Origin of the sequence: Luteibacter mycovicinus (genome assembly GCF_000745235.1) — a bacterium.
Taxonomy (GTDB): Bacteria; Pseudomonadota; Gammaproteobacteria; order Xanthomonadales; family Rhodanobacteraceae; genus Luteibacter; species Luteibacter mycovicinus.
This window is the reverse complement of the sequence record NZ_JQNL01000001.1, coordinates 3,104,021-3,121,716: the sequence shown is the minus strand read 5'-3', so window position 1 is coordinate 3,121,716 and position 17,696 is coordinate 3,104,021. Positions and strand designations below refer to the sequence as shown.

General features: G+C 65.3%; 16 protein-coding genes. 10 read left to right on the top strand and 6 right to left on the bottom strand.

Annotated features, from left to right (window positions below; genetic code table 11):
- Positions 1-41: 41 nt before the first annotated feature.
- The 5 genes from FA85_RS13650 to FA85_RS13630 all read right to left on the bottom strand — a co-directional run bounded on the left by FA85_RS13650 (position 42) and on the right by FA85_RS13630 (position 4,657).
- Positions 42-434 carry a hypothetical protein gene (locus tag FA85_RS13650; RefSeq protein WP_036115958.1) on the bottom strand — a complete coding sequence of 131 codons (393 nt, stop codon included), beginning with the start codon at positions 432-434 and terminating at the stop codon, positions 42-44.
- A 30-nt stretch (positions 435-464) separates the two neighbouring features.
- Complete coding sequence (locus FA85_RS13645; protein ID WP_036115960.1) at positions 465-1,697, bottom strand: MFS transporter; 1,233 nt, start codon at positions 1,695-1,697, stop codon at positions 465-467.
- Between the two features lie 92 nt (positions 1,698-1,789).
- On the bottom strand, positions 1,790-2,803 hold the full coding sequence (locus FA85_RS13640) for a Gfo/Idh/MocA family oxidoreductase (RefSeq protein ID WP_036115962.1): 1,014 nt from the start codon (positions 2,801-2,803) through the stop codon (positions 1,790-1,792).
- Between the two features lie 2 nt (positions 2,804-2,805).
- Positions 2,806-3,798 carry an inositol 2-dehydrogenase gene (gene iolG, locus FA85_RS13635; RefSeq protein ID WP_036115964.1) on the bottom strand — a complete coding sequence of 331 codons (993 nt, stop codon included), beginning with the start codon at positions 3,796-3,798 and terminating at the stop codon, positions 2,806-2,808.
- Positions 3,791-4,657, bottom strand: a complete 867-nt coding sequence (locus FA85_RS13630; protein WP_036118388.1) for a MurR/RpiR family transcriptional regulator — start codon at positions 4,655-4,657, stop codon at positions 3,791-3,793. The genes iolG and FA85_RS13630 overlap by 8 nt, the downstream gene beginning before the upstream one ends.
- 202 nt (positions 4,658-4,859) lie before the next feature.
- Between FA85_RS13630 and FA85_RS13625 the strand changes: the two genes are divergently transcribed.
- The 9 genes from FA85_RS13625 to FA85_RS13585 all read left to right on the top strand — a co-directional run bounded on the left by FA85_RS13625 (position 4,860) and on the right by FA85_RS13585 (position 16,465).
- The gene (locus FA85_RS13625) at positions 4,860-5,903 is read left to right on the top strand and encodes a sugar ABC transporter substrate-binding protein (RefSeq protein WP_051943979.1); all 1,044 of its coding nucleotides are present in this window, start codon (positions 4,860-4,862) and stop codon (positions 5,901-5,903) included.
- Between the two features lie 17 nt (positions 5,904-5,920).
- Positions 5,921-7,081, top strand: a complete 1,161-nt coding sequence (locus FA85_RS13620; protein WP_036115966.1) for an ABC transporter permease — start codon at positions 5,921-5,923, stop codon at positions 7,079-7,081.
- An 11-nt stretch (positions 7,082-7,092) separates the two neighbouring features.
- Positions 7,093-7,881: an ATP-binding cassette domain-containing protein gene (locus tag FA85_RS13615; RefSeq protein WP_036115970.1), complete on the top strand. Its 789-nt coding sequence runs from the start codon at positions 7,093-7,095 to the stop codon at positions 7,879-7,881.
- Between the two features lie 15 nt (positions 7,882-7,896).
- On the top strand, positions 7,897-9,867 hold the full coding sequence (locus FA85_RS13610; protein WP_036115973.1) for a bifunctional 5-dehydro-2-deoxygluconokinase/5-dehydro-2-deoxyphosphogluconate aldolase: 1,971 nt from the start codon (positions 7,897-7,899) through the stop codon (positions 9,865-9,867).
- Entirely contained in the window at positions 9,864-11,789 is a 1,926-nt protein-coding gene (gene iolD / locus FA85_RS13605) for a 3D-(3,5/4)-trihydroxycyclohexane-1,2-dione acylhydrolase (decyclizing) (RefSeq protein WP_036115975.1), read from the top strand. Before FA85_RS13610 ends, iolD begins: the two co-directional genes overlap by 4 nt.
- Positions 11,786-12,694 carry a myo-inosose-2 dehydratase gene (iolE, locus tag FA85_RS13600; RefSeq protein ID WP_036115977.1) on the top strand — a complete coding sequence of 303 codons (909 nt, stop codon included), beginning with the start codon at positions 11,786-11,788 and terminating at the stop codon, positions 12,692-12,694. The genes iolD and iolE overlap by 4 nt, the downstream gene beginning before the upstream one ends.
- On the top strand, positions 12,691-13,488 hold the full coding sequence (iolB, locus tag FA85_RS13595; RefSeq protein WP_036115979.1) for a 5-deoxy-glucuronate isomerase: 798 nt from the start codon (positions 12,691-12,693) through the stop codon (positions 13,486-13,488). Before iolE ends, iolB begins: the two co-directional genes overlap by 4 nt.
- 27 nt (positions 13,489-13,515) lie before the next feature.
- Positions 13,516-15,039: a CoA-acylating methylmalonate-semialdehyde dehydrogenase gene (locus FA85_RS13590; RefSeq protein ID WP_036115981.1), complete on the top strand. Its 1,524-nt coding sequence runs from the start codon at positions 13,516-13,518 to the stop codon at positions 15,037-15,039.
- A 115-nt stretch (positions 15,040-15,154) separates the two neighbouring features.
- The gene (locus FA85_RS13585) at positions 15,155-16,465 is read left to right on the top strand and encodes a carbohydrate porin (protein ID WP_079521736.1); all 1,311 of its coding nucleotides are present in this window, start codon (positions 15,155-15,157) and stop codon (positions 16,463-16,465) included.
- A 97-nt stretch (positions 16,466-16,562) separates the two neighbouring features.
- Here FA85_RS13585 and FA85_RS13580 read toward each other — a convergent pair whose 3' ends face one another.
- Positions 16,563-16,754, bottom strand: coding sequence for a CPXCG motif-containing cysteine-rich protein (locus tag FA85_RS13580; protein WP_036115984.1), 192 nt, complete (start codon positions 16,752-16,754; stop codon positions 16,563-16,565).
- Positions 16,755-16,865: 111 nt separating this feature from the next.
- On the opposite strand from FA85_RS13580, the gene FA85_RS13575 reads away from it, so the two are divergent.
- Positions 16,866-17,576 (top strand): HAD family hydrolase, encoded by a 711-nt coding sequence (locus FA85_RS13575; RefSeq protein WP_036115986.1) that lies wholly within the window; start codon positions 16,866-16,868, stop codon positions 17,574-17,576.
- The last annotated feature ends 120 nt before the right edge of the window (positions 17,577-17,696 follow it).

Genomic DNA, 17,696 nt, shown 5'->3' with positions numbered 1-17,696 from the left:
GCCGGATTGAATCGCGCGCGGGGCGCGCTCTACATTGACGGTCAGCTGTTGCGCATGCCGTGCATCAGCTGTTTGAAGCCGCCGGAGAAAATCGCCCAGCCGAGGCAGACGCCGATCAGCGCACCCATCAGTTCGAACGACACGCGCAGGCCGATGCTGTCGGGATCGTGCACCGCGGCCAGCTTCAGGCGGATCAGGGTCGGCGACTGGATGGGGACGAAGTTGAAATAGAACAGGTCCCACAGGTCCTGCCCGGCGGCGAGCAATACCGACAGGGCGAACGCGACGCTGAGGTCCTTGCCATGGCTCCAGCCGTTGCTCTTGCCGAACGCCCGGACCAGCGCATAGAGGATGAAGCCGACCAGCAGCGCGATACCGCCGGTTTCGAGGGCACCGATGATGCCGAAGCCGGTCCAGCTGCGATCGTAGGGCATGGAGGGAACTCGTGAGGGGTCAGGACCTCATTATGCCCTTGCGTCGGCCGGTTTCCCGCGTGCGTTCCCATCGCGGCCAAAACGCAGATAAAGCGAGGCGGAGAGGATCACCGCCGCGATCGAGGCGAAACCCGCCAGCAGGAAGATCGCCGGGTAATCGTAGATGCCTGCGACCCATCCACCGACCGGACCGGTCAGGCCCAGGGCAACGTCGAGGAAGACGGAATACGCACCGAGCGCCGCGCCCCGGTTGTGCGTGCTGACGCGGCTGACCGCCTCCACACCCAGCGCCGGGAACAGCAGGGCGAAGCCCGAGCCGGTCAATGCCGCACCGATCATGGCCGCGTGCGGGGTCACGCCCAGCCACAGCACCATCAGGCCCAGCGCCTCCACCGCCAGCGAGACCATCGCAACGCGGTAGCCGCCGAAGCGATCCACCGCATTGCCGAACACCAGGCGCACGCCGATGAAGCAGCTGCCGAAGACCGACAGCGACACCGCGGCGCCCTCCCAGCCCCGGCTGGCGTAGTAAAGCGCCACGAAGGTCGACAGCGAGCCGAAGCCGATCGACCCCAGCGCCAGACCGGCGCCATAAGGCATGACCCGCGAGAGCACGCTCCGGAAAGGCAGGCGCTCGCCGTGGCTGGGTGCCACCGCCGCCTTGGCCAGGGCGATGGGGAGAGCCACCAGACCGAGCGCGAAGGAGATGACGCCCAGCGCGATGAAGCCATAGTCACGGGCCAGGATCACGCCAAGCGGCGCGCCCAGGGCGATCCCGCCGTAGGTAGCGATGCCGTTCCACGAGATCACGCGCGCAGTGTGCTCGCCGCCGATGCCGCCGATACCCCAGGTGATGGAGCCCGTGCCGACCCAGCTTTCGGCGAACCCCAGGCCCAGACGACTGAGCAGGATCAGCACCAGCGACAACGCGGGAATCTTCGGCACCAGCGCGGCCAGAGCGAGGAACAGGCCCGCAAGGGCAAGCACCACCAGACCGGCGAGCACCGTGCGCTTCGGCCCCATCGCATCCGCCATCCGTCCCGCGTGCGGCCGGCTCAGCAGCGTCGCGAGGTACTGCGCGCTGACCGCCAGACCGGCGAGAACCGTGGAGTACCCCAGCGTCAGGTGTGCGAAACCCGGCAGCACGGCCAGCGGAATGCCGATGCAGAGGTAGCAGATGAAGGTGAAGACGACGGCGGAAAGAATCCGCGCCGTCACGGCGAAACGCCGCCCGCGTTGGGGAACCAGGGATGGGAGAGACATGATGGGCCGATTATAGCGCCTCGATGCTGCACTGCGGCACGGCGCCGGGTGAAGCGTTTTTCATGGTCACGCCGGCGGTCGATGGTCGCCGGTCACAGGAGGACCGGCTGCCCGCTTTGCAGCGACTCGCGCAACGCCACAGCGATCCGCGTTGCCTCCACCGCATCGTCCATCGTCAGGTCGAACGGGGTGTCGTCGAGCACCGCATCGACGAAGTGCTTCGCCTGAGTCACGAACGCCGGCGCGAAACGCTCATAGAACGACGGGACCACGGTATTGCGCACGCCATTGGCATCCGCAATCTCCACCCGGTCCGCCCGCGGGTTACGCCCGATGCTGACCCGTCCGGCCGTCCCCGTCACGTCGGTATGCGTGTCATGCCCGTGGGCCTGCGTACGCGACGCATAGAACATGGCCATCCGGCCGCCTTCGAACTCGACGATGGCGATGCCGTTGTCCACGTCGCCGATGTCCTCCAGCGGCGGATACATCGCCACCGTACCGGTCGAATAGACCTTGGTCGCCTTCGGCCGGCCCAGCAGCCAGCGAGCCAGATCGACATCGTGCACGCTGCAATCGAGGAAGATGCCGCCGCTGGTCGGGGCGAACTTCAGGAAGGCGCCGCTCGGGTCGGCGAGATCCGTCGTCTGTGAGTACACCAGAAACGGACGACCGATGCCGCCGCCTTCGATGTGCATGAAGGCATGGCGGTAGCTTTCGTCGAAGCGGCGGACGAAGCCGACCATCGCCCGCTTGCCGGCCTTCGCCGCGTGGGCGGCAGCCCGGCGGCAGTCTTCCAGTTCCAGGGACAGCGGCTTCTCGCAGAACACGTGCTTGCCGGCGTCCAGCGCCTGCTCGATCTGCGTTGCGTGCAGCGAGGTGGGCGTGACGAGGAACACGGCGTCCAGCGAAGGGTCGGCCAGCATCTCCTCATACGAGGTGTGGATGGTCTCGACGCCCAGCGTGTCACGCGCCCACGCGCGCTCCGCCTCGACCGGGCTGCACACCGCCGCGAGCTCGGCGCGAGGCACGGCGCGCGCGAGGTTTTCTGCATAGCGCTGACCCAGGCGACCGAGGCCGGCCAGACCGATACGGAGGTTGGCCATCGTCAGATGCTCACCTCGACGACCTTGCCTTCGCGCCATGAGCGCGCGGCGGCTTCCGCCAGTTCCAGCGACTTGATGCCATCGGCAATGGTGGTACGAACGGGCGTGCCCGCGGCCAGCGCGTCGAAGAAGTGCGCAATCTCGGCCGCGTAGGCTTCGCGATAGCGCTCGAGGAAGAAGTGCTCCGGCAGGTCATGCGCGATGCTGGTCGACGTGTGCGAGACGACCTGGGTCGGCGCGACATTGCCCGCCTGCAACATGCCTTTGCTGCCGAGCACTTCGAAACGCTGATCGTAGCCGTACGCGGCGCGGCGCGACGTGTTGATCTGGCAGAGCTTGCCGCTCTTCGTCCGGATGGTGACGGCGGTGGTGTCGATATCGCCGGCTTCCTCGATCGCCGGGTCGGTCAGACAGCTGCCCATCGCGTGCACGCTCACGGCCTCGTCGGCCAGGATCCAGCGGAAGATGTCGAAATCGTGGATCAGCATGTCCTTGAAGATGCCACCGGAGCTCTTGATGTAGCTGACCGGCGGCGCGCCCGGATCGCGGCTGGTGACGATCAGCAGTTCAGGCGTACCCACTTCACCGGCATCGAGGCGCTTCTTCAGTGACGCAAACGTGGGATCGAAGCGGCGCTGGAACGCGATCATGCAGGTGACGCCCGCTTTCTCGACGGCGGCCTGGCACGAACGCGCACGCTCCACGTCGAGGTCCACCGGCTTCTCGCAGAAGATCGCCTTGCCCGCGGCGGCCGCGCGATGAATCAGGTCCGAGTGCGTGTCCGTGCTGGAGCCGATGACCACGGCACCGACCGCCGGATCGTTCAGCGCTTCATCGACGCTGGCGACCTTCGCACCGTGTTTGTCGGCGAGTTCCTGAGCGGAGGGCGCGTGCACGTCGATCACATAGCGCAGGCGCGCTTCGGGATGGCGGGCAACGTTGCCCGCGTGGATCTTGCCAATGCGACCGGCACCGAAAACGGCAACTTCAATCATCGTATTCTCCTCGGGGAAGTGTTTCTTCGACAGTCAGTTCGAGCTTGTAGGCCAGCGCGACGAACAGCGCCTGGCACAGGCACATGGTGCTGGTGAGACCGCGGAAGGCGAATGCGCTGCCCTCCTTCACCTTGAGCAGGACATCCGAGTGACGCGCCAGCGGACCGAGATCGCTCTCGGTGATGCCGAGCACGCCGGCCTTGTGCTGTTGCGCCACGCGCATGGCGTAAAGGGTTTCCTTGCCGAACGGTGGAAAGCTGATCGCGATCAGTGCATCACCCTTTCCGATGCTGCGCAACTGCTCGCGGAACATGCCACCCAGCCCGTTGACCAGGTGCACGCGCTTCTGCGTGTGCTGAAGTGCGTAGGCAATGTATGTGGCGATCGCGAATGAGCGGCGCACGCCGATCACGTAGATATTCTCCGCAGCGGCAAGCATGTCCACCGCTTTCTGGAAACGCACCTCGTCGATTCCGGCGGCGAGTTCGTCGAGACCGGCGCGGCTGGCGTCGATGAAGCGCGAGGCGATCTCCGCCGCCGGCATGCTGCCGGTGCCGCCCTTGATGACACTGCGGATGCGCTGTTTGTAGCTGCGCTGCGGCGCCGTCTGCGCGGTGAACGCGTTGCGGAACACCGCCTGCATCTCGGTGAAGCCCGAGTAGCCGAATCGCTGGGCGAAGCGGACGACCGCCGACGCGTGCACGCCACAGCCTTCGGCGATCTCACCGACGCGCTGGACCATGATGGAACTGCGATGTTCCTCAAGGTAACGGGCGACACCCTGCAGCTGGCGCGGCAGGGCCTCGAATTCATCGGCGATGCGCTGCATGAGGGCATCGGCTTCGCTGCGTTTGGCCATCAGGCGCTCCACGGGGGACCGGCGGCATTCAAGCACGATATGGAACAGATTTTCCATTTATTTTTTTGCTGCAATGCAAATTGCAACCATGGAAAAGCAGGTCCATGCTCGGTCCGCTTTCGGCAAAAACAGCGGCCGCCCGGCCGTCGTCGCAGTTCGATATCCATCACCCGACCGCACGGCGGTCATCTGTGGAGGCCATATGCGTTCCAAACTGATCCACGCCTCGTTGGCGGCAGCTCTTGCCCTCGGTCTCGGCCTCGCCGCCCCCGCCTCCCAGGCGGCGCCCGGCGACCGGTATGTTCTCGTCACCCACGCCGCCGACTCGGATTCGTGGTGGAACACCATCAAGAACTCCATCAAGCAGGCGGGTGAGGATTTCGGCGTCGAGGTCGACTACCGCGGCTCGGGCAATGGCGACCTGGCCGAAATGGCCCGCCAGCTCGAGTCCGCCGCCGCCCGCAACTACAAGGGCGTCTCCTTCGATATCGCCAGCTTCGCCGTGCTGAAGGCACCGGCGGCCAAAGTCTCCGCGAAGGGCATTCCCATCGTCACGATCAACTCGGGCACCCCGGACGAGAGCAAGAAGCTGGGCGCCATCATGCACGTGGGCCAGGGCGAATACGACGCGGGCAAAGCCGCTGGCGAACGGGCCAAGGCCAAGGGCATCACCAGCTTCGTCTGCGTCAATCATTACGCCACCAACAATGCCTCGTTCCAGCGTTGTCAGGGCTTCGCCGAGGCCATCGGCGTGAAGGACTGGCGCAAGACCTCGATGATCGACAGTGGCATGGACCCGACCGTGGTCGCCAGCAAGGTCAGTGCCTACCTGCGCAGCAACCCGAAGACCCAGGCGATCCTCGCCCTCGGCCCCAACGCCGCGGAGCCGACCATCAAGGTGGTCAACGACATGCACCTGGCCGGCAAGATCGACTTCGGCACGTTCGACCTGTCGCCCGCCATCATCAACGGCATCAAGTCCGGCACGATCCAGTACGCGATCGACCAGCAGCCCTACCTGCAGGGCTATATGGGCATCGCCGCGCTGGTCATCGCGCACGACCAGAACACCAAGGACCCGGCCAAGATCATCGAGGCGCTGAAGGCCAACCCGAAGTTCCAGGCCCGCCTGAAGCAGTACGACCTCAAGCCCGTCTACACCGCCACGGGCGTCAGTTCAGGCCCCGCCTTCGTCACGAAGGACAACGTGTCCACCGTCGAGAAGTACGCCGGCCAGTACCGCTGACCGTCGGGGAGTGAACCATGAGCGCCATCAATGAGAGCGTTTCCAACATGATCCAGGAAAACCGCGCGACAGCGCCGGAAGCACCGACCTCCACGGACGAACGCGTACGGCGGATCTCGCCGTGGCGCATCCTGCTCGACCGGCCCGAACTGGGCTCGATCGCGGGTACCGTGCTCGTCTTCGTCTTCTTCGGCATCTTCGCCGGCGGATCGGGCATGTTCGCGCTCGATGGCGTGATCAACTGGGCCCAGGTGGCGGGCTACCTCGGCATCCTCGCCGTAGGTGCCTGCCTGCTGATGATCGCCGGCGAATTCGATCTGTCGATGGGTTCGATGATCGGTTTCGCCGGCGTTCTCGTCGCCATCCCGCCCATGTACATGGGCTGGCCACTGTGGGCGTCGGTACTGTTCGCCTTCGCCGGATGCATGGCGCTCGGCGCTCTCAACGGCTACCTCGTGGTCCGGACGAAGCTGCCGTCCTTCATCGTCACCCTCGCTTTCATGTTCATCCTCCGCGGCCTGACCCTGGTGCTGTCGACCGGCTTCGCCAACAGCACCATCGTCAGCGGCGTGGGCGACAAGTTCGCCGAAGACCCGGTCATCAACGCGCTGTTCTCGGGCACCACTCTGCACTGGTTGTTCACCGGTCTGGCCGGCATGAACCTCATCGAGAAGCTGCCCAGCGGCGACCCGGTCGTCGGCGGCATCCCCAAGGTGCTGGTGTGGTGGCTCGTCATGGGTGTCGCAGCGGGTTTCGTCCTGGCCCGCACGCGCTTCGGCAACTGGATCTACACCGTCGGAGGCGACTCCAACGCCGCCAAGAACGTCGGTGTGCCGGTGCGCCGCGTGAAGATCTCCCTGTTCGTGCTCTCCGCGTTCTGCGCCTGCCTGTTCGGCGTGCTGCAGGTGGCCGACGTGGGCTCCGCCGCGGCCGATCGCGGCCTGCAGAAAGAGTTCGAAGCCATCATCGCGGTCGTCATCGGCGGCACCTTGCTCACCGGCGGCTTCGGCTCGGTGATCGGCGCCTGCTTCGGCGCGCTGATCTTCGGTGTCGTGCAGATCGGCATCTCGTATACCAACATCGATTCGGACTGGTACCGCGTGTTCCTTGGCGGCATGTTGCTGCTGGCGGTGCTGTTCAACCACTACATCCGCAGCCGCGCTGCGAGCACGAAGTGAGGAGCGCCACCATGGCCGACGATTACATTCTCGAACTCGACGACGTCAGCAAGTTCTTCGGTACCGTCATCGCGCTGCAGGGCGTGACCCTTCGCCTGAAACGCGGCGAGGTGCATTGCCTGCTCGGCGATAACGGTGCCGGCAAGTCCACCCTGATCAAGACGCTCGCCGGCGTGCACCAGCCCAGCAGCGGCGAATATCGTGTCGAAGGCAAGGCGGTGAGGTACAACTCGCCGCGCGAAGCGCTCGACGACGGCATCGCCACGGTCTACCAGGACCTGGCCCTCGTTCCGCTGATGAGCGTGGCGCGCAATTTCTTCGCCGGACGTGAGCCGCGCAAGAAGATGTTCGGCGTGATTCCGGTCATCGACATGCAGTACGCCAACGAAACCGCACGCGACAAACTCGCGGAGATGGGCATCCGCGTGCGCGATGCCGGCCAGCCGGTCGGCACGATGTCCGGCGGCGAACGGCAGTGTCTCGCCATCGCCCGCGCCATCCACTTCGGTGCGAAGGTGCTGATCCTCGACGAGCCCACGGCGGCGCTGGGCGTCAAACAGTCGTGCAACGTGCTCAAGCTCATCCACAAAGCCCGCGAGCGCGGCATCTCGGTGATCTTCATCACCCATAACGTGCACCACGCCTACCCCATCGCGGACAGCTTCACGCTGCTCAACCGCGGCCAGTCCATGGGCACCTTCGCCAAAACCGACGTAACGAAGGAAGCGGTGCTCGACATGATGGCCGGCGGTACCGAGATCCAGAGCCTGGTCGACGAACTGGAAGGCCGCGCGGCCTGAACACGGATAACCCCCATGCGTAGTCTCCTTCCCCGCTCCCCCTCCCGCCCCATCGATGTCGCCTGCCTCGGCCGGCTCGCGGTGGATCTCTACGCCCAGCAGATCGGCGCGCGCCTCGAGGACGTCACCAGCTTCGCCAAGTATCTGGGCGGGTCGTCGGCCAACGTCGCTTTCGGCACGGCTCGGCTAGGCCTGCGCTCGGCGATGCTCGCCCGCGTCGGCGACGATCATATGGGGCGCTTCCTCACCGAGACACTGGAAGCCGAAGGCTGCGACATCAGCCAGGTGAAGACCGATCACGAGCGGCTCACCGCGCTGGCGATTCTCGGCATCAAGGATCGCGAGACGTTCCCGCTGCTGTTCTATCGCGAGAACTGCGCGGACATGGCGCTGACGCCCGACGATATCGACGAGTCGTTCATCGCGCGCTGCCGTGCGCTGGCCGTCACCGGCACACACCTGTCGCAACCGGGCGTGCATGCCGCCGCCACCCGCGCGATCGAACTGGCGCGCAAGCACGATGTACGCACGGTGCTCGACATCGACTACCGGCCGGTGCTCTGGGGTCTGACAGGACGCGGCGAAGGCGAGCGCCGGTTCGTCGCCGCGGAGCATGTCACCGCTCATCTGCAGGCCAGCCTGCCCGGGTTCGACCTCATCGTCGGCACCGAGGAAGAGTTCCACATCGCCGGTGGCAGCGAGGACCTGCTCTCGGCACTCCGCGCGGTTCGCGGCATCAGTGCCGCGACGCTGGTCGTGAAGCGCGGTGCCGTCGGCTGCAGCGTCATCGAGGGGGTCATCCCTTCGGACATCGACGACGCGCCGACGTACAAGGGCTCGCGGGTCGAGGTACTCAACGTGCTCGGCGCCGGCGATGCCTTCCTCTCCGGCTTCCTTACCGGGTGGCTGGATGGTGAATCCATCGAGCGCTCGTGTGCCTACGCCAACGCCTGCGGTGCCATCGTGGTGTCCCGCCACGCCTGTGCGCCGGCGATGCCCGGTCGCGCTGAACTCGATGCCTTCCTGTCGCGCGACGGTGGCATCCGTCGCCCGGACCTCGATGCCGAGCTCTCGCATCTGCATCGCACGGCCGTGCCGCGCAAGGCGTGGAACGAGCTGTATGTATTCGCTTTCGACCATCGCACGCCCTTCTTCGAGCTGACGCGTGCCGCCGGCGGTGAGGAAGCACGCCTGCCACGGCTGAAAGAGCTGCTGGTCGAGGCGGTGGCGGCGACCGAGCGCGCCGGACAGCTACACGGACACATTGGCCTGCTCGCCGACGACCGCTACGGTCAGGATGCGTTGAACGCCGCGACCGGGCGTGGCTGGTGGATCGGCCGCCCCGTGGAAGTGCCGGGGTCCAACCCGCTGGAACTGGAGCGTGGCCGGTCCATCGGCAGTCAGCTGATCTCGTGGCCGGCGGAGCACGTCATCAAGTGCCTGGTCGCCTTCGATCCGGATGCCACGCCAATGGATCGCGTGGAGCAGGAAACGCAGATCCGCTCGCTCTACGACGCGGCGAAGATCAGTGGCCATGAGTTGCTCCTGGAAATCATTCCTCCGGGCTGCAAGGACCCTTCGCAGCGCGACGAGCTGGTGCTGCGCTCCATGAAGCGTATCTACAACCTCGGCATCCGTCCGGACTGGTGGAAGCTTTGCCCGCCGCAGCGGGGGGCGTGGGCGGCGATCGACGCCCTGATCGCCGAACGCGATCCGCACTGCCGCGGCGTCTTGCTGCTGGGCCTGAATGCGCCGGTGGAACAGCTGGCCGCCGGATTCGCCGACGCGCTGGAGAGCGTGACCTGCCGCGGCTTCGCCGTGGGGCGCACGCTGTTCAGTGAGCCGGCCAAAGCGTGGCTGTCCGGGACGATCGACGATGAGGCGCTGGTGAGCCAGGCGCGCGCGGCGTTCGAACGGATGATCGCGTTGTGGCGCGAGGGACGGCGGGTGCCGCAGGAGCGAGTCACTGAAGGTGCGGCGGCATGAACAGGCTGGAATCGTCAACCGGCCTGGCTCCCACCACCGCCGGTGCGACCGTGCGGCTCACGACGGCGCAGGCACTCGTACGGTATCTCGCGGCGTTGCACGGGCGCGATGCGGACAGCGATGAGTCGGCGCCGTTGTTCGGCGGCGTGTTCGCCATCTTCGGGCATGGCAACGTGGCGGGACTGGGCGAAGCGCTGTATGGCATCCGCGATGAACTGCCGACGTACCGTGCGCATAATGAGCAGGCCATGGCGCATGCCGCGATCGCGTATGCCAAAACGCATATGCGTCGACGCATGATGGCGGTGACGACATCGATCGGCCCGGGCGCGACCAATCTGGTGACCGCGGCGGCGCTGGCCCATGTGAACCGTCTGCCGGTGCTTCTGCTGCCGGGCGACATTTTCGTGTCGCGTGCGCCGGATCCGGTGCTTCAGCAGCTCGAGGACTTCTCCGACGGCACGGTGTCGGTCAACGATTGTTTTCGTCCCGTCTCCCGCTACTTCGATCGCATCATGCGTCCGGAGCAGCTGCTGACGGCCCTGCCCCGGGCCATCCGTGCGCTGACCGACGCCGCGCTGTGCGGCCCGGTGACGCTGGCGTTACCTCAGGACGTCCAGGCCGAGGCATACGACTGGCCGCTCGCCTTCTTCGAACCGCGTGAGATCGTGTTCCGCGCCCCGCAGCCGACCGACGATGAGCTGATGCACGCGCTGGATGCCATCGAGGCGGCCGAGCGCCCGGTCATCGTCGCCGGCGGCGGCGCGTTGTACGCGAAAGCCACACCGGAACTGCTCGCCTTCGCCGACAAGCACGGTGTGCCCATCTGTGAGACGCAGGCGGGCAAGGGCGCCCTGCCCTGGAATCATCCGCTGCATCTCGGCCCCGCGGGCGTCTGCGGGTCCACCGCGGCGAATGCCCTGCTCCGCGAGGCGGACCTGATCATCGCCGTGGGTACGCGACTGCAGGACTTCACCACCGGCTCCAACGCCCTGTTCGCTCATGTGCCGATCCTCTCGGTCAACGTCAACACCTTCGACGCGCTCAAGGGCAACGGCCTGGAGGTGATCGGCGATGCGGCGCGCGTGCTCGACGACCTCAGCTTCGGCCTGGAGGACTGGGCCGCTCCCGAAGCGTGGACGCTGCGCGCCCGGGACGTCGCGCGTGAGTGGGTCGACATCGTTTCCCGCATCACCGATGCGCGCCAGCCACCGGAAGGCCGTCTGCCCTACGACGGCGAAGTGATCGGCGCGGTCCAGCGTTCGTCGCCGCTTTCCGCACGTAGCGACATCGTCGTCTGCGCCGCCGGGACGCTGCCCGCCGAGCTCGAGAAACTGTGGCGCACGGAGACGCCCGGCGGGTACCACATGGAATATGGGTTCTCGTGCATGGGCTACGAGATCGCCGGCGGCCTTGGCGTCAAGATGGCCAGGCCGGATCGCGAAGTCATCGTCATGGTCGGCGACGGCAGCTACCTGATGATGAACTCGGAGATCGCCACCTCGGTGATGCTGGACGCCAAGCTCATCATCGTGCTGCTGGACAATCGCGGCTACGGCTGCATCAACCGCCTGCAGCAGGCCACCGGCGGCGCGCCGTTCAACAACATGTTCGACAACTGCGTCCAGGGAAAGCACGGTGCGCCGACGGTCGATTTCGCCGCCCACGCCCGCTCGCTGGGCGCCATCGCGGAACACGTCGCCGATATCGCCGGCCTAGAAGCCGCCATGGAGCGAGCCCGCGCCGCCGACCGCACCTACCTGATCAGCATCGACACCGACCACACGCGTACGACCGACGAGGGCGGCGTATGGTGGGACGTGGCGATCCCCGAAGTTTCCACGCGGGAGGCCGTGCGCGAGGCGCGCAGCGGCTACGAATCCGCCATCGTGGGCCGCAAGGCCAGGAACACGCCCGTATGAAGAACGATCCCATCCGTATCGGCATCAACCCGATTTCGTGGAGCAACGACGACCTTCCCTCGCTCGGCGGCGAGATCCCCTTGTCGACCGCTCTGACCGAAGGCAAGGCGATCGGTTACGAAGGCTTCGAGCTGGGCAATAAATTTCCCAGGGATCCCGTCGAGCTGCGTGACCTGATGGCCGGCTACGGACTCGACGTGGTGTCCGGCTGGTACTCCGGGCGTGTCGCCGAGCGCTCTGCGAAAGAAGAAATCGTCGCCGTCGAGAAGCATCTGCGCCTCCTGGCCGAGAACGGCTGCCAGGTCATGGTGTACGGTGAAGTCGCTCATGCCATCCAGGGTGAGCCGGTGCCGCTCTACAAGCGGCCCCGCTTCCGCACCGCCGACGACTGGAAGCGGTATGGCGAGAACATCACCGAGTTCGCGAAATTCACGCTGTCCCATGGCGTTCGCCTGGCGTATCACCATCACATGGGCGCCTACGTCGAATCCCCGGATGATGTCGACCAGCTGATGGCGCATACCGGCGATGAAGTCGGCCTGCTGTTCGACAGCGGCCACACGTATTTCGGCGGTGGCGATCCGGTGGCCGTGCTCGACCGCCATATCGCCCGCATCTGCCATGTTCACTGCAAGGACGTGCGCCCCGGCGTGGTGCGTCTGGCGCGCAATCGTCACTGGACGTTCCTGGAATCCGTGCTCAACGGCGCGTTCACCGTGCCGGGCGATGGCGTGATCGACTTCGCGGCCATCATCGATCGCCTGAAAACCCACGGTTACCGGGGCTGGCTGGTGGTCGAGGCGGAGCAGGATCCGACGGTGGCGCCCAGCTACCGTTACGCGAAGAAGGGTTACGACACGCTTCGCTCGTTGCTCGACCGCGAGATGGTCGGGGAGGTCGCATGAGTCTGCTCGTCAAGGCGATGCCCACCGGCGAAGCCATCGTCAAAGTCACGCCGGAAACCGCCCGCTGGCATCACGTGGGTTTCGAGGCGAGGCGTATCGAAGCGGGCTCGACCGTCAAGATCGCGCTGCCCGCCGACCGCGAGGGGTGTCTCGTGGTGCTCGTCGGGCGCGTCGATATCGCGGTGGCCGGCCACGCGTGGGAAGACCTCGGTGGCCGCGACAGCGTCTTCGACGATCGCTCGCCGCATGCCGTATATGCACCGCCGTCATCCGTGTACACGATCACCGCGCGGACCGATGCCGAGCTGGCACTCGCTTCCGCACCGGCCACCGGCAAGTTCGCCGCGCGCCTGATCGAGCCATCGTCGATGAAGCGTTCGGCGCGCGGTACGGGCGCGAACACCCGCTACGTCTGCGACATTCTTCCGGAAACCGAAGACGCCGAGTCGCTGCTCGTGGTCGAGGTGCTGACGCCCGCCGGTCACTCGTCGAGCTATCCGCCGCACAAGCACGACACGGACGCACTGCCTGAAGAAAGCGTGCTGGAGGAAACCTACTATCACCGTGTCGATCCACCGCAAGGCTTCGCGTTTCAGCGCGTCTACACCGACGAGCGCGACATCGACGAGTCGATGGCCGTCGGCAACCACGATGTGGTGATGGTGCCGCGTGGCTACCACCCCGTGGTGATGCCGCACGGTTACCGCGGCTACTACCTCAACGTCATGGCCGGTCCGCGCCGTGAATGGCATTTCCGCAACGATCCCGCCCACGAATGGATGATCGCGCGCTGACCGCGCCGCCATCGGAGTAAACAGAGCATGTCCGCCCAGCCGTCCACCCAGTCCCTCCCCCGCATCGGCCACTTCATCGCCGGCAAGCCGTACAGTGGTTCGCCCGCGGGCACCGCCCCGGTGTACGACCCCGCGCGCGGCGTGCCCGCCGCCGAGGTCGAGCTCGCCTCCGTCGCCGATATCGACGTCGCGGTGCGCGCGGCGCACGCCGCGTTCCCCGCCTGGTCGGAAACACCGCCACTCAAGCGCGCGCGCGTGATGTTCCGCTTCAAGGACCTGATTGAGCGCGACATGGATCGCCTGGCGCGCGTGATCGTCGCGGAGCACGGCAAGGTGCTGTCCGACGCGAAGGGCGAGATCGTGCGCGGCCTCGAGGTCGTCGAATACGCCTGCGGCATTCCCGAATTGCTCAAGGGCGAGTACACCGAGCAGATCGCCAATGGCATCGACGCCTGGACCATGCGCCAGGCACTGGGCGTCTGCGCGGGCATCACGCCGTTCAACTTCCCCGCGATGGTGCCCATGTGGATGTTCCCCATGGCCATCGCCTGCGGCAATACCTTCGTGCTGAAGCCCTCCGAGCGCGATCCGTCGCTCGGCGTCGAGCTGGCCAGGCTGCTCAAGGAGGCAGGACTCCCCGACGGCGTCTTCAATGTCGTCCATGGCGACAAGACCGCCGTGGACGCGTTGCTCGATCACCCGCTGGTTCGCGCGGTCAGCTTCGTCGGCTCGACGCCGATCGCCGAATACATCTACGCGCAAGGTTCGGCGAAGGGCAAGCGCGTGCAGGCTCTGGGCGGCGCCAAGAACCACATGATCGTCATGCCCGACGCGGATCTTGAAAAGACCGCCGACGCCTTGATGGGTGCCGGCTACGGCGCCGCCGGTGAGCGCTGCATGGCGATCTCGGTCGCCGTCGCTGTCGGCGAAGCGACCGCCGACGCACTGGTGGCAAAGCTCGCCCCCCGCGTGAAGGCCCTGCGCATCGGCAACGGCCTGGACGAGACCATCGAGATGGGACCTGTCGTGACCGGCGTGCATCGCGATCGCATCACCAGCTACATCGACGACGGCGAAGCGGCTGGTGCGGAGCTCGTGGTCGACGGACGTGGTTATCAGGTGGCGGGCTGCGAGCAGGGTTTCTTCGTCGGCGGCACGCTGTTCGACCGCGTGACGCCGGCCATGCGCATTTATAAGGAAGAAATTTTCGGGCCGGTGCTATGCGTGGTTCGCGTGCCGGATTTCGCCAGTGCGCTGAAACTGGTCGACGATCACGAATTCGGAAACGGAACGGCGATTTTCACACGGGATGGACAGGTGGCGCGCGAATTTGCCCATCGCGTTCAGGTCGGCATGATCGGAATTAATGTACCGATCCCCGTACCGATGGCTTTTCACAGCTTCGGGGGCTGGAAAAAGAGCCTCATGGGCGATCATCACGCGCATGGCCCCGAGTCGGTGCGGTTCTACACGAGGCAGAAAGCCGTTACACAGCGTTGGCTGAACCACGATGAAAGCGCGGGAGCCGAATTCGCGATGCCCACACATTAGTCTGACAAAAACATTATTATGCGGCGGTTGAATGCGCGGGGAGCATTGTGCATTGCAACCAAGATAATCAAAAGCCATAAACGTAAAAGCATAATTTTTTCAGGGAGAAGGGTACATGCTCAACAAACTCGCAAAGGGCCCCATCGCGGGCGTGCTTCTCGCATGCCTCGGTCTGGGCGCTACGGCGGCGCATGCCGACGACCTCTCGACCAGCAAATATCTGTTCGGCGACTGGAACGGTGAGCGCACGCGTCTCGAAGACGCCGGCGTCAAGTTCGACCTCGGGTACGGTGGCGAAGCCGCGCACAACTACTCCGGCGGCACCAAGAACATCACCCGCTATACCGACCAGTGGAAGCTGGGCGCTTCGTTCGATCTGCAGAAACTCTGGGGCTGGAACGGCGCCGCGTTCAACATCGTCGTTACCGACCGTAACGGTCGCAACATCGGTGCCGACGCCAACATCGGCAACAACCAGCTGATCCAGGAAGTCTACGGCCGTGGCCAGACCTGGCACCTGACGGTCTTCTCGCTGGTGCAGAAGTTCTTCGACGACCGCCTGACCTGGAAGATCGGCCGTCTGCCGGTCGGTGAAGACATCAACCAGTTCTCGTGCGACTTCCAGAACCTGACGTTCTGCGGCGCGCAGCCGGGTAACATCGTCGGCGATTACTGGGTCAACTGGCCGACCAGCCAGTGGGCGACGGTCATCAAGTTCGACACCACGAAGGAAACCTTCGTGCAGATCGCCGCGTATCAGGTCAACCCGAAATACGTCGACGACTCCTACGCGTCGCACAACGGTCTGAAGCCGAACTTCCCGAGCGGCACCACCGGCGCGCTGATTCCTCTGGAATTCGGCTGGAAGCCGTCGGTCAACGGCCTGCCGGGTTCGTACCGCGCCGGCGTCTGGTACAACACCTCCAAGGGTGACGACCTGTACCTCAACACCGATCATCAGCCGCTCGCCGAGTTCGGTGGCCGCGCGCTGCAGCACGACTCCCGCAAGGGCGCGTGGATCACCTTCCAGCAGCAGGTCAACGGCGAAGCCGGCGGCAAGGGCACCACGGTGTTCCTGAACATCGCTTCGGCCGACCACGCCACCTCGGCGACGAACAACCAGATCTCGCTCGGCATGGAGTACAAGGGCATCTTCGATCGCCCGAACGACTTCATCGGCGCGGCCATCGGTGGTTCGCACGCCAGCGGCTACGCTGCCAAGAACCAGCGTCTGATCAACTCGATCACCGGCTCCGACACCGTCGTCAACGACGGTTACGAGAAGGTTGCCGAAGTGTTCTACAGCTACTCGCCGATTCCCTCGATCGCACTGCGCCCCAACCTGCAGTACATCAAGGATCCGGGCGGCAGCAAGCAGAACGATGACGCGTTCATCCTCGGCCTGAAGATGTCGGTCGCGTTCTAAGCGATCTCATCGGTGGTTGATTGAAAAGGCCTGGGGAAACCCGGGCCTTTTCGTATCCGGGCTACCGCCAGCAGGGTTGGCTCCTACCGGAACGACCTCACCCATCGTTTTCCGCCGAAGCGGTCAGGTCGAAAGTGTCATCCCCCTCGTCGACCACCAGCCGCATCACGATCGGCCGGCAGCACACCTGGCAATCCTCGATATAGGTCTGGCTGCCGCCCGACGTATCGACGGCGATTTCAATGGTTTCCCCGCAATAGGGACAGGCAATATCGGTGAATTCGTACATATAGGGACCCTGTAGGAGCGCGCCTTGCGCGCGAACCGCTTTCGCGCCAACCTTGTAGGTTCCGCTTTACGGTTATTGCGCGCAAGGCGCGCTCCTGCAGGATCTGTATTCATGATCGATCTGGTCGGCTTCGACGGCGACGACACGCTCTGGCGCAGCCAGGAGTTCTACGACGACGCACAGGCGGCCTTCGAAGGCATCCTTGGTCGTTACGTGGATCTGACGGCGGATGGCCTGCGCGCATCGCTCCTGGCGACCGAGCGCGGTAACATCGCGCTGTTCGGCTACGGCGCCAAGGGCATGGCCCTCTCGATGATCGAGTCGGCCATCGAGCTGACCGATGGCCGGATCGAGGCGCGGGATATCCACCGTATCGTGCGGCTGGCCAAGGACGTGCTGAGCCATCCTGTCGATTTGCTGCCGGGTATCCGTGAGGCCGTGGAGGCCGTGGCCGCCCACCATCGCGTGGTGCTGATCACCAAGGGCGACCTTTTCCACCAGGAGGCCAAGGTGGCGCGCTGCGGGCTGGCCGACGTCTTCCACCGGATCGAGATCGTCTCGGAGAAGGACACGGCAACCTATACGCGCCTGTTCCGGGAGTTCGAGCTCACGCCGGACCGCTTCGCCATGGTCGGCAACTCGCTGAAATCCGACATCGCCCCGGTGGTCGCACTGGGCGGCTGGGGTGTCTACATGCCGTATCACAGCACCTGGGCACACGAGATGGTGGCCGATTTCGCCATGGGCGACCGGGTGATCGAGGTCGCCGGCGCTGAAGCCATCCCCGCAGCCATTGCCACCATGCACACCCGCGCGCCGTAGGAGCGCGCCCCGCGCGCGAAAAGCCAACGAAGCGGTGACGTCGCACCCCTCATCGCCCACAGCATTCCCACATTCCACGCCAATTTCGCGTGGTTGCCGCGAAGCTGCCCGATGAAACAA